7 protein-coding genes are annotated in these 12,630 nt (G+C 72.9%); 1 reads left to right on the top strand and 6 read right to left on the bottom strand.

The features are described 5' to 3' along the window. Window positions 1-90: 90 nt before the first annotated feature. Entirely contained in the window at window positions 91-1,677 is a 1,587-nt protein-coding gene (gene guaA, locus OG389_RS23230; RefSeq protein WP_328300369.1) for a glutamine-hydrolyzing GMP synthase, read from the bottom strand. 294 nt (window positions 1,678-1,971) lie between these two features. On the opposite strand from guaA, the gene OG389_RS23225 reads away from it, so the two are divergent. Next, the gene (locus tag OG389_RS23225) at window positions 1,972-2,262 is read left to right on the top strand and encodes a chorismate mutase (protein WP_328300368.1); all 291 of its coding nucleotides are present in this window, start codon (window positions 1,972-1,974) and stop codon (window positions 2,260-2,262) included. 286 nt (window positions 2,263-2,548) lie between these two features. Here the strand turns inward: OG389_RS23225 and OG389_RS23220 are convergent, their stop codons facing one another. The 5 genes from OG389_RS23220 to OG389_RS23200 form a co-directional block, all read right to left on the bottom strand. Further along, entirely contained in the window at window positions 2,549-4,192 is a 1,644-nt protein-coding gene (locus tag OG389_RS23220; RefSeq protein ID WP_328300367.1) for a peptidase, read from the bottom strand. 179 nt (window positions 4,193-4,371) lie between these two features. After that, window positions 4,372-6,231, bottom strand: a complete 1,860-nt coding sequence (locus OG389_RS23215; protein WP_443059449.1) for a GMC oxidoreductase — start codon at window positions 6,229-6,231, stop codon at window positions 4,372-4,374. A 23-nt stretch (window positions 6,232-6,254) separates the two neighbouring features. After that, window positions 6,255-7,883, bottom strand: coding sequence for a succinic semialdehyde dehydrogenase (locus OG389_RS23210; RefSeq protein ID WP_328300365.1), 1,629 nt, complete (start codon window positions 7,881-7,883; stop codon window positions 6,255-6,257). Between the two features lie 100 nt (window positions 7,884-7,983). Next, window positions 7,984-9,696, bottom strand: a complete 1,713-nt coding sequence (locus tag OG389_RS23205) for a serine/threonine-protein kinase (protein WP_328300364.1) — start codon at window positions 9,694-9,696, stop codon at window positions 7,984-7,986. A gap of 117 nt (window positions 9,697-9,813) precedes the next feature. After that, window positions 9,814-12,627: a serine/threonine protein kinase gene (locus tag OG389_RS23200; protein WP_328300363.1), complete on the bottom strand. Its 2,814-nt coding sequence runs from the start codon at window positions 12,625-12,627 to the stop codon at window positions 9,814-9,816. Window positions 12,628-12,630: the final 3 nt, after the last annotated feature.

The following is a 12,630-nucleotide window of genomic DNA, read 5'->3' as shown; positions in this document are numbered from 1 at the left end:
GGGAAGGGGCAAGGGGCCGGAGAAACGGCGGGGCCGCCGCTCCCCGGCAGGGAGCGGCGGCCTCGTCACGTACGGCTGCGGGCGGGAGTCCTACTCCCACTCGATGGTGCCCGGGGGCTTGCTCGTGCAGTCCAGGACCACGCGGTTGACGTCCGGCACCTCGTTGGTGATGCGGGTGGAGATCCGCGCGAGCACCTCGTACGGCATGCGCGTCCAGTCCGCGGTCATCGCGTCCTCGGAGGAGACGGGGCGCAGGACGATCGGGTGGCCGTAGGTGCGGCCGTCACCCTGGACGCCGACGCTGCGGACGTCCGCGAGCAGGACGACCGGGCACTGCCAGATCTCGCGGTCCAGGCCGGCCGCCGTGAGCTCGTGGCGGGCGATGGCGTCGGCCTCGCGGAGCAGGTCCAGACGCTCCTTGGTGACCTCGCCGACGATGCGGATGCCCAGGCCGGGCCCCGGGAAGGGCTGGCGCTGGACGATCTCGGCGGGCAGGCCGAGCTCCTGGCCGACCATCCGGACCTCGTCCTTGAACAGCTGGCGCAGCGGCTCGACGAGCTCGAACTCGATGTCGTCGGGGAGACCGCCCACGTTGTGGTGGGACTTGATGTTCGCGGTGCCGGTGCCGCCGCCGGACTCGACGACGTCCGGGTACAGGGTGCCCTGGACCAGGAAGGCCACCGCCGGGCCGTCCTCCTGGAGGATCTCCAGCTGGGCCGCCTCGAAGACGCGGATGAACTCGCGGCCGATGATCTTGCGCTTGGTCTCCGGGTCGGAGACCCCGGCCAGCGCGTTCAGGAAGCGCTCCTGGGCGTCGACGACCTTCAGCTGCACGCCGGTGGCGGCGACGAAGTCCTTCTCGACCTGCTCGGTCTCGCCCTTGCGCATCAGGCCGTGGTCGACGTAGACGCAGGTGAGCTGCGAGCCGATGGCCTTTTGCACGAGCGCCGCGGCGACCGCGGAGTCCACGCCGCCGGACAGGCCGCAGATGGCGCGCTTGTCGCCGACCTGCTCGCGGATGAGGGCGACCTGCTCCTCGACGATGTTGCCGGGGGTCCAGGTGGGCTTCAGGCCCGCACCCCGGTAGAGGAAGTGCTCCAGGATCTGCTGGCCGTGCGTGGAGTGCATCACCTCGGGGTGGTACTGCACGCCGTAGAGCTTCTTCTCGTCGTTCTCGAAGGCCGCGACCGGTACGACGTCGGTCGACGCGGTGACGGTGAAGCCCTCGGGGGCGGCGGAGCAGGCGTCGCCGTGGGACATCCACACGGACTGGTTCCCGGGGGTGCCCTCGAAGAGGGTGGATCCGGGCTTGGAGACGGCCAGCGGGGTACGGCCGTACTCGCGCGAGCCGGTGTTGTCGACGGTGCCACCGAGGGTGACCGCCATCAGCTGGAAGCCGTAGCACATGCCGAAGACGGGGACGCCGGCCTCGAAGATCGCGCCGTCGAGCTGGGGGGCGCCCTCCTCGTACACGGAGGACGGGCCGCCGGACAGGATGATCGCCTTCGGGTTCTTGGCGAGCATCTCGGCCACGGGCATCGTGCTGGGCACGACCTCGGAGTAGACCCGTGCCTCGCGGACGCGGCGGGCGATCAGCTGCGCGTACTGGGCGCCGAAGTCGACGACGAGAACCGTGTCCGGGGCGCTGTCGTGGGTGGCGAAGGTGGCTTCTGGCACGGGGCAGGCCTTCCGGCGGAAGAGGGGGTTGTTTTGTCGATTCTAACGGGGGACGGACGACCCTCTTCGTCTCACTGTCCGAACCCGCTTGGCACGGAGCGGGACAGAGGGTAATAATCCCTCCATGCGCAAGCAGCTGAGCTTCCTCTTTACCTATGGCACCGGCCGGTCCGGTCGCCATGGGTCATCGTGATGCTCGCTTGAGCCACTGACTTCCCAGAGCGCCTCGGTCCGACAGGACCGGGGCGCTCCGGCGTTTCCGCTCCTGCAGGGCCCCACCCACAGGAGAACCCCGTGCCCGTCACCACCGCCCCCGCCGCCACCGCTTCCCCCGCCGCCGCCGCCGAGCAACTGATCGCCGGCTCCCGCGAGCGGATCGACACCCTCGACGACCGGATCATCGGCCTGATCCAGGAGCGGATGGCCGTCTCGGCCGTCATCCAGGAGGCCCGGATCGGATCGGGCGGGCGCCGGGTGCACCTGTCCCGCGAGATGGAGGTGCTGGGGCACTGGAGCGACGCCCTCGGCAAGCCCGGCACCACGCTCGCGATGACCCTGCTGGAGCTGTGCCGGGGCCGGGTGTGAGCCCTGAGCCCGGCCCCGTAACGCGTGTTCGTCACCCGTCCGGACCGTGACCGCCCCCGCGACCCTTCGTTGATGCGGGTGTCCGTGCCAGCCAGGCGCGGAACCGCAGCACCACGCGTGGCTCCGCTGGAGCGATGAGACGCACCCTCTGCGGGCGTGCGTCGTGGGACCTCGCTCCTCCATGTGACCGGACGGCAGGGGACAGCAGCCCGGTCCACAAAGAAGACGGCCGGCCCGGGGGACGCCCCGGACCGGCCGTTCTTCGTTCCCGTACGGGCCCGCGCCGCTACGCGCGCCCGGCGGCCCTGCGGCGGAACACCAGGAACAGCGCGCCACCGGCGGCGACGAGAGCGGCCGCGCCGATCGCGACCGGGCCGACGGTGCTGCCGGTGGAGGCCAGGCCGCCACTGGGCTTCGGGCTGTTGCCGGTGCTCGGCGTGGCCGACGGGGTGATCGAGACCCCGGGAGTCGGGGTGGCGGTGGTGGTGGCCGTCGGGCCCGGGGTCGGCGTGGCGCCGCCGTCCTTGGCGTTGATCACGAAGGCGGCCTTGTTGTTGGCGTGGTTCGGGTCCCAGTCCTGCGGGGCGGTGCCCTTGTCGGTCCACTGGCCCACGGAGATGGAGCCGGTGGCGTCCGCGAGAACCTTGTCGATCTTCAGCTCGAACGGGTAGGAGGCCTTCTCGGCCTCGCCCACGATGTGGGTGGTGCCGCAGAAGTAGCGCGGGGCGCCCAGGCCCTGCTCGCGGTAGCTGCCGTCGGCGTTGACGCCGGTGCACTGCTCCGGAGCCTTCGTCACCGTCGCACCCTGCGGGATCACGATGTCGGTCCGGGCGACGTCCTCACCCGAGCGCAGGTAGGCGACCCACGCCGGTCCCTTGTTGTCGAAGCCGAAGTCGGCCTTCACGGTCTCGCCGGCCTTGCCCTTGAGGGACACGGCGCGCGCCACGAAGTCGGCGGTGTTCTTCGTCTGGAAGTCGAACTCGTGCTGGTTGTTCCACGGGTCGATGTCCGCGGCCTGGCGGCCCGCCGCCTTGGCCGCGCGCTCGGTGACCTTCAGCTTCTTGCCCGTGCTCGGCTTGGCGAGCTTGCGCGTGGTCTTCGGCTGGTCGCCCGCGGCGTGCACCGCGTACGTCATGCCGTCGATGAAGGCGTGCGGGGCTGCCTTGAGGGTCAGCGGCTCGACCGTCTCGTAGACCCCGCCCTCCTCGAACTCGCCGTCGAGGAGACACACCGTGCTGCCCCAGCCCGCGTTCCACGGCCGACTCGGGTCGCCGTCCTCGCTGTACGAGCAGTTGTCGTACTTCTCGACCAGCCCGATGCCGTGCGTGGTGTTCACCTCGAGCACGACGCCGTTGACGGACTCGGTGCCCTCGTTGCTGAAGACGATCGGCAGCGGCTGCGTCTCGCCCGGGGTCAGCTTCGCCTTGAGGGCGGCCTCCTCCATCACCAGGTCGGGGCCGCCGACCTTGACCTTGGTGGTGGCGGCCTTGAAGGTGGCGCCCTCCGCCGTGCCGGTCATCGTCAGGTCGGCGACCGTACCGACCTTGCTGTCCTTGGCGGCGGAGAGTTCCAGCGTCACGACCTCGCTGCTGTGCGTCCACAGCGCCCAGTCCTTGCAGGTCACCGCGGTGGCGGTGAGGGTGCAGTCGTTCGCCCGGTCCTTGGGGAACGCCACGTCGGCGACACCCTTGAGCGCGCTCAGGTCGATCGTGAAGGTGCTCTGCCGGTCGAAGACGTTGCCCGTCTCGTTCTCGACGCGGAACTCGACGGAGGTCTTCTCCGGCGCGCCGCCCTGCCCGGCGTGCGGGCGCAGGCCGACCGCCGACGGGCTGGTGAGCGTGAAGACGGGATCCGCGGCGTTCGCCGGGGTGGTGGCCAGACCGACGGTCACCAGGCCGGCAGCTGCCAGCAGGGAGATGCGCTTTCTCATGCCGGTCTTGACCAGCGACGGCCCACCGCAGTTGTACTGCTCACCCTGTGACGGAGGACACAGCCACCGTGGCCGGATTCCGGTACAACCATCAGGCCGGAACGTCTGTCACCTATGTACCTCGGTGGGTACCGCACTCGGAGGGGGAGTGCGGTACCCACCGGTGTCACCCGGCGGGGTCACCCAGTGGTGTCACCGGCGGGTTCCGGTGCCCGCGGCGGAATCTCCGGGACCGCCAGGAACGGCAGGCGCAGCGCCCCGAAGGCCTCCTTCGGTACCGCCGGACGGACCGGTTCCACCGCTGCCAGGCGGACGTAGGCCGCGCCTTGCTCCGGGCGCTGGTCGCGGTCGCCGTTGTTCGGCCAGTAGGACATCGCCCGTTCCGCCTGCGCGGTGATCGTCAGCGACGGGTTGACCCCGAGGTTCGCGGAGACCGCCGAGCCGTCCACCACCGAGATGCCCGGGTGCCCGTAGAGCCGGTGGTACGGGTCGACCACGCCCTCCTCGGGCGAGGCCCCGATCGGGCAGCCGCCGAGGAAGTGCGCCGTGAGCGGGGTGCCCATCAGCTCGCCGACGTTGCTGCCCGGGAATCCGTTGATCTCCTCGGCCAGCAGCGTCGCCGCCCGGGTGGCCTCGGCGATCTGCACCGGGTTGGGCGCGCCGTGGCCCTGTCGGGCGGTGAGCAGGCCCTTCCCGATCCCGCTGGGCTTGCGGTAGGTGGTCAGGGAGTTGTCGAGGGACTGCATGACCAGCCCGATGATGGTCCGCTCCGACCAGCGCCGGTTGGACAGCGAGCGCAGCAGCTGCACGGGGTGCCGGGCGGTCCGCCCGAACCAGGCCCGGACCCGGTGGGGGGAGTACGGCACCTGCAGGATCGTCATGAACCCCATGGCGTTGGAGCCCTTGCCGTAGCGCACCGGCTCGATGTGCGTGTCGGCGTTGGGGTGCACCGAGGAGGTGATGGCCACACCCCGCGTGAAGTCGGCGCGCCGCTCCTTGCCGGGGTCCGCGCCGTGCCGCTTGCGGTAGCGGCGGTCGTCGGTCTGGGCGCCTACGAGGCCTTCGGAGTTGGTCCGGGTCAGATCGCCGAGCCGCTCCGAGAGGCGGGGCAGCTCGCCGAGGTCCTTCATCGTGTGCAGCAGGGTCTGGGTGCCGTACGTGCCCGCCGCGACGACCACGTAGCGGGCGCGCAGCACCTTCGCCGCGGCACGGCGGCGGCCGTCGGTGGGGACGGTACGGACGCGGTAGCCGCCGGCCGGGTCCTCGGAGAGGGCGGTGACGGTGGTCATCGGGTGGATGACGGCGCCGGCCCGCTCCGCGAGGTGCAGGTAGTTCTCGTTCAGGGTGTTCTTCGCACCGTGCCGGCAGCCGGTCATGCACTCGCCGCATTCGGTGCACGCCTTGCGGGCGGGCCCGGCGCCGCCGAAGTAGGGGTCGGCGACCTCGTCCCCGGGACGGACCCCGGTCTGGCCCTCGGAGTCGCCGCCGTCCCCGAAGAAGACGCCGACCGGGGCCATGTGGAAGGAGTCCGCGACGCCCATCCTGGCGGCGGCGGCCTTCAGGTGGACGTCGGAGGGGGTCGTCGTCGGGTTCAGCCGTACCCCCAGCATCCGCTTGGCCTGGTCGTAGTAGGGGGCCAGCTCGGCCCGCCAGTCCGTGATGGACGCCCACTGCCGGTCCTCGAAGAAGGCGGTGGGGGGCACGTAGAGGGTGTTGGCGTAGTTGAGCGAGCCGCCGCCCACCCCGGCGCCCGCGAGGACCATCACGTTGCCGAGGAGGTGGATGCGCTGGATCCCGTACAGCCCGAGGGCCGGGGCCCACAGGTAGTTGCGCAGATCCCAGCTGTTCTTCGGCAGGCCTTCGCGGGTGAACCGGCGCCCCGCCTCCAGGACGCCGACCCGGTACCCCTTCTCGGTGAGCCGCAGTGCCGAGACCGACCCCCCGAAACCCGATCCGATGACGATGACGTCGTAGTCGTACGACACTGCGGTGCCTCCCGGACGGAACGGACTGGCGGAACGGACTGACGGAACGAACAGGGGGAACGAACAGGGGGAACGGGCTAACGGAGGCGGAACGCCTTCATGACCTTGAGGCTGCGCGTCATGAACGCCGCGTACTTCTCGTCGTCCATGCCGAGCGACGGAGCCATCGGCAGCAGCCGCTGCTGGGCGACGGTCTGGGCCTCGGTGTACTTCAGGATGCCCTCGGAGCCGTGGCGGCGGCCGAGGCCGGATTCCTTCATGCCGCCCATGGGCGCCTGGGCGCTGCCGTAGGCCGGGGCGTAGCCCTCGTTGATGTTGACGGTGCCCGTGCGCAGGCGGGCCGATACGGCGTGGCCGCGGCGGGAGTCCTTCGTCCACACGCTGGAGTTCAGGCCGTAGGCGGTCGCGTTGGCCTCTTCGATGACCTCGTCCTCGTCGGTGAAGCGGTAGATGGAGACGACCGGACCGAAGGTCTCCTCCCCGCACACCGCCATCGCGGCCTCGACGCCGTCCAGGATGGTCGGCTCGTAGAAGAGCGGGCCGATGTCGGGGCGGGCCACGCCTCCGGTGACGAGGGTGGCGCCCTTGGCCACGGCGTCGTCCACGTGCCGCTGTACGGCCTCCAGCTGGCGCTCGCCGGCCAGGGAGCCCATGTCGGCGCCGTAGGCGAGGGAGGAGCCGAGGCGCATGGCCTTCGTACGGGCGGCGAAGCGGGCGACGAAATCGTCGGCGATCGAGGCGTGGACGTAGAGCCGCTCGATGGAGATGCAGAGCTGGCCGGCGGAGGAGAAGCAGGCACGGACGGCGCCGGCGGCGGCCTTCTCCACGTCGGCGTCGCGCAGGACGAGCATGGCGTTCTTGCCGCCGAGTTCGAGGGAGGCCCCGATCAGGCGGGCGGCCGCGCCCTGGGCGACTTCCCGGCCGGTACGCGTGGAGCCGGTGAACGAGACGTAGTCGGCGTGCCGGACCACCTCGGGGCCGACGACCGGGCCCTCGCCGAGGACGATCTGGAAGACCTCGGCCGGCAGACCCGCCTCGATCATCAGGTCGCGGGCCCACAGGGCGGTGAGCGCGGTCTCGGTGTCGGGCTTCATCACGACGGCGTTGCCGGCGACGAAGGCGGGCAGCGCATCACCGATGGACAGCTCGAGGGGGTAGTTCCAGGGGGCGATCTGGCCGATGACCCCGCGCGGCTGGCGCAGCTCGGTGACCTTGGTGAGGGTGGGCATGGCGCCCGTGTGCCCCTTGGCCCGCAGGTACGAGGGCGCCTTGCGGCCGTAGTGACGGGCGGCGATCGAGACGGCCTGGACCTCTTCGTGGGCGTGCAGGCGGGCCTTGCCGGTCTCCAGCTGGATCAGGTCGAGCACCTCGGCCTGGCGGGACAGGACCAGGTCGTGGAAGCGCAGCAGTACGGCGGCCCGCGCGCGGACGGGCACGGCCGCCCAGGCGGGCTGCGCGGCGCGGGCCGCGGCGAAGGCCGCCGCCACGTCCTGCGGCGTGGCCTCGGGCAGGTCCGCGAGCTCGTTGCCGGTGAAGGGGCTGTGGTTGGCGGTGCGGCCGGAGCCGGCCACGCCGCGGGTCAGCCGGGCGACCAGTTCGGGGGTCACCACGTCGGCGGCGCTCCGGGCGCCTGCCGGGGCCGGGGCGACCGGGTTGGTGGGCTGCGGGGCGCTGCGGAGGGGGGCCGGGGCCTGCGTGTCCGTCATGGCCGTGAGCGTATTGCGCCCGGGGGTGCTTTGGGTACCCGCCGGTAACCGGATTTTCCCATTTCTGCCAGTGATCGCTGGCAGGATGACGGAAACGGGCTCAGTCCGCCGGTGGCTGCCAGCCGCTGAGCACGGTGTCGAACTGCGCCCGGGTCGTCTCCCACTCCCCCGCCGGAGCCGACATGTACACCGCGTACTCGGTGCCGTCCTTCTCGTAGTACATCTGCTCGACGGCCCGCCGGGGGCCGACGGCCGCCCCCGTCTTCTCCGTCAGGCTGAACTCCCACAGGGAGGACTTGACCTGCCCTCGGAAGGTGTTCTGGTGCAGCGTCAGGCGCACGTAGTCGGAGCGCTTGGCCACCTGCTTCTCCAGGTCGAGCATGTGCATGTACGGGTTGTCGAACTCCGGCTTCGGATTCACCGCGAGCCGGATGAAGTGCTTGCCGCCGTCCGGCGTGTAGTCGATCTGCGTCCCGTCCATCCGGCGCGTCCAGCCGTTCGGCACGAAGAGGGTGAAGCCCTGCGGGTCGACGACCTTGCGCCAGCCGGCCGGCGCGACGGCTTCCCCCTGCACCTTGGTGTCCCCGGAACCGGCCGAGGTGCCGGGCCCACCGGTCGTCCTGTCCGAGCCCTTCCCGTTCCCCCCGTCGCCCGCGCCACCGGTGTACTTCAGCACCCCGAAGACCCCGCCGCCGCCGATCAGCGCCGCCACCAGGGCGACGACCGCCGCACGCCGGACGCGTCCGGGGGCGGCCGGGGCCACGCCGTCGCGCCGGCCCGGTGCGGCCGGCCCGGCCCCGGGCCCCGCCAGGTACTCCGGCTCCCGCTCCGGCTCCGGCCACGTCCGCGCGGCCTGGTACGGGGGCCGGCCCTGGCCCGGCTCCGCGGGCAGCGCCGCCGTGTCCGCGCGCTCGTTCCGGGCGGGGGCCAGCTCCTCGGAGCCCAGCGCGCGCGTCGGTACGTAGGCGTGCGCCGCCTTCGGCTCCCGGCCCTCCATCGCCTGCAGCAGCATCTGCTCGGCCTCGGCGGCCGACGGCCGCTTCGCCGGGTCCTTGCGCAGCAGTGCCGTGATCACCGGGGCCAGCGCGCCCGCGTGGGTCGGGGCGGGCGGCTCGTCGTTCACCACGGCCTGGAGGCTGGAGATGGGCGAGGTGCGGCGGAACGGCGAGCGGGCCTCGACCGCCGTGTACAGCGTCGCGCCCAGCGACCACAGGTCGGAGGACGGATCGGGGGGACCGCCCGTGACCCGCTCGGGGGCCAGGTAGTCGATGGAACCGACGAGTTCGCCGGTGCGCGTGATGGAGGAGTCGCCCTCGATCGCGGCGATCCCGAAGTCCGCGAGCATCACCCGGCCGTCCTTGGCCAGCATCACGTTGCCCGGCTTCACGTCCCGGTGCAGTACGCCGACGGCGTGCGCGGCACGCAGCGCGCCGAGCACGTACAGCCCGATCCGGGCCGCCTCTCGGGGCTCGATCCGGCCGGCCGTCTTCGCCGCGTCCGCGAGGGAGGGGCCGTCGATGTACTCCATGACGATCCACGGCCGGTCGTCGTGCTCCAGCACGTCGTGGACGGTGACGACCGCCGGATGCTGGATCCGGGCCGCGGCCCGGGCCTCCTTCTGCGTCCGGGCGTGCATGACGTCCCGGTCGGCCTGGGCGACGTACAGGCCGGCCGTCAGTTCCTTGACGGCGACCGTCCTGTGCAGCAGCTCATCGTGTGCGCGCCACACCTTGCCCATGCCGCCCCTGCCGATGGACTCCACGAGCCGGTACCGGCCCGCGAGCACCGCACCCGCGCCTGTCTGCTGTTCCACGAGTCTCCGCCGCCGCTCTCCGCACTTCCGGCCAGACTACGGAGCACCCGGGCGCTGCCGGAACCTCTCGGCGGCGGTTGGGCCGCACTGTGACGCAATCGCCGTACTGAGTCCCCGTCAGCCGCCGTTCCTGTAACTGGCCGTCGCCTGCTCGAAGACCTCGGTGACCTTGCCTTCCTGGTCGACCGGGCCGGTGACCAGGACGATGTGGTACGAACCGCCGAGCGCGACGACGAAATTGCGGGCCACGACGGAACGGCCGTTGCCGTCGATCCAGGTGTACCGGCCGGTGACGCGGAGCTGGTTGCCGACCTTCGTGGACCTGATGTCGCTGACGCTGGACCAGGTGGAGGAGCGGTACGGAGCCAGCTCCGGCTCCTTGTCCTTCTGGTAGCTGGCCGGGTCGGGATTGCCCTCCGCCTTGTCCCGGCCGGGGACCACGGTCAGGGCGAAGTCCCCGTCCGTGTAGCGCACCTGGCCGGACTCGTTCATTCCGCGACGGTCCCAGCCGTTCGGGACGTTGATCTGGAAGTGCTCGGCGTCCTGCTGGGCGGTGTACCCGGCCGGAGCGGGGGCCGCGGTCTGGGTGGCGGGCCTGGACTCGGACGGGCTCGCGGAGGGGCTCGGGGCCGGACCGGAACCGCTCGGCTTCGGGCTGCGGCCCGGGCTCTGCGGGTGCGTCGTGGCCGGCTGCCCCATCCCGGCGGCCTTCTGCCCGCCGCCCTGCGGATCGGCGGAGCGGGGCATGAAGAAGAGGGCGTAGGCCACGCTCCCCGCGAGCAGGACCATGATCCCGAGCAGCAGGGACCGCCCCAGCGAGCGCGGCTTGCGGGGGTGTTCGGCGCTGCGGTGCCTGCCGTGCAGATCGGCTCGCCGCCGTACGACGGGCAGCCGGGCGGGATCCGGCTCGGGCATCGGAAGCAGCGCGGCGAAGCCCCCGTCGGGCTCGGGGGCGGACCGCACCAGGGAGCGCAGCCAGCCGCGGAGCTCCTCGAAGTCGGGGCGTTCGGTCGGGTCCTGACGCAGCAGGGACTCCACGACCGGGCGCAGCGGGCCGCACTCCTCGGCGAACGCGGGGGGCTCGGCGCAGACCATCTCCACGAGCTCGGCGACGCTGTCCTCGGGGTACGGGGCATGGCCCTGCACGGCCCGGTACAGCAGCGCGCCGAGCCCCCAGAGGTCGGTGGCCGGCCCTACGGGCGCGGCCAGTTGCCACGGCCCGTGCACGGCCTGCGCCTGCTCGGGGGCCCACCGCTCGGTCACCGCGCCGACGACGGCCATCCGTGTCTGCCGGGCCCGCTCGGCATCGAGCCCGCTGCGCGGCCCGCTCCCCCACCCGGCCCGCACCCCGGTGTCCGCGGTGCGCACCGGCCCGGCCTCGGAGGCGCCGCCGCTGCCGCTGCCCGGCAGGGCCCGGTACTGCGCGCCGGGGTGCGGGTGGGCCTGGGCGGGGTTCTCGGCCGGGAGCGCGGCCTCGGGTACCCGGACCGCTCCCGGTCGGGTGTGTCCCCGCTCGGCCGGGAGCGGCGGGCCGGTGGCACTTCCCTGGTCGGGTCCGGAGGGCGACGGCGCGCCGTCGCCCGGGGCGTCCGCCTGGTGGTAGCCCTGGGGAAGGGCCAGTTGCGCGGGCAGCGCGGAGCGGGCCGGCGGGGTCTGCGGTTCCGCTTCGGCCGGTGGCAGGGCCTGGCGGCGTGGGGTGGCGCCGTGCCAGGTCGCGCCGCTGGCCGGCCCGCCGTACGGGTACGAGTACCCCTGCGGCAGTGTCGACCCCTCCGGCCGCGGCTCCGCCGCCCGCTCCGGCTCCGGTGCGGGGTCCGACCCGGACTTGCGCTGCTCGGTGATCCGCGCGGCGGCCTGCGCGCCGGCCCGGTACGCGGCGATGGCCCCGGCCCGTGCGGCGGCCTTCAGATCGGGCCGCTCCCCGCCGGACCCGGTGGACCCGCCGGCCCCGGCGGACCCCGTGGGCTCGCTGGACCCGGCGGTCTCGCCATGCCCAGCGCCCCCGGCAGCCCTGGCGGACCCGGTGTTCCCCGCGGCCCCGCCGGCCCCAAGGGCCTCGGCGGACCCGGCACTCCCGGCGGACCCCGCGGCCCCCGCGCTGATGTGGTCGTTGTAGCGCGGCCCCGTGTCGTACCCCGGAGCCACGAGCGGCGCGTACTCCGCGCTTCGGGCCGCCGGCCCCGGACCCGTGCCCCGGCCCTCCGGCGCGGCGGCGGTCCCGTATCCGGAGCCGGCCGCCGGCGCACCGCCCGTCCCGGTATCCGCACGCGGGCCCGCAGCACCCGTGTGCGTACTGTTCAGCGCCCATCCGGGCAGCCCCGCCGTCGGGTTGTCCGTACCCTCCGGCGACGGGACCGGGTCGTAGCCGCACAGGGCGTCCTCCGCCGCCCCCGCGGCCAGGCCCGTCAGGACGACCCGCCCGTCGTCGCAGATCAGCACCGTCCGCATGGTGATGTTCCGGTGCGTCCACCCGTGCGCGTGCAGCACCCGCAGCGCGGTCAGCACGTCCGCCGCCACCTCCGCCGCCCGGTACGGGCTCAGTGGTTCCTCGGCGATCAGCGCCGCCAGCGGCCTGGCCGGTACGAGTTCGCTCACTATCCACAGCGACCCGCCCTCGGCGAACACGTCGAAGACCTGGTCCAGCCGCGGATGGTCCGGTACGGACGCGGCCGCCTGCGCCGCCGCGATCGCCCGGCGCACGGCGGGCAGTTCCGCGGAAACGGTGCGCCGGCCCCCGGCGGCGGCCGGGCCGCCCCGCGTACCGTCCAGCAGCTCCGCGTCGACGACCTCCGGCAACGGCACCTGCCGTACGAGGACTTCCTGGCCGCTGCGCGTGTCGAAGGCCCGGGTCTCGATCAGTTCGTACTCGTCGGACGGCGGCAGCGGCAGGCGGTAGCGCTCGGCCAGGATCCGGCCCGCGTAGTCCTCCACGTC

This window comes from Streptomyces sp. NBC_00435, from assembly GCF_036014235.1.
Classification (GTDB): Bacteria; Actinomycetota; Actinomycetes; order Streptomycetales; family Streptomycetaceae; genus Streptomyces.
Note: the sequence above shows the minus strand (reverse complement) of the source record. Positions and strands in the feature narration are given on the sequence as shown.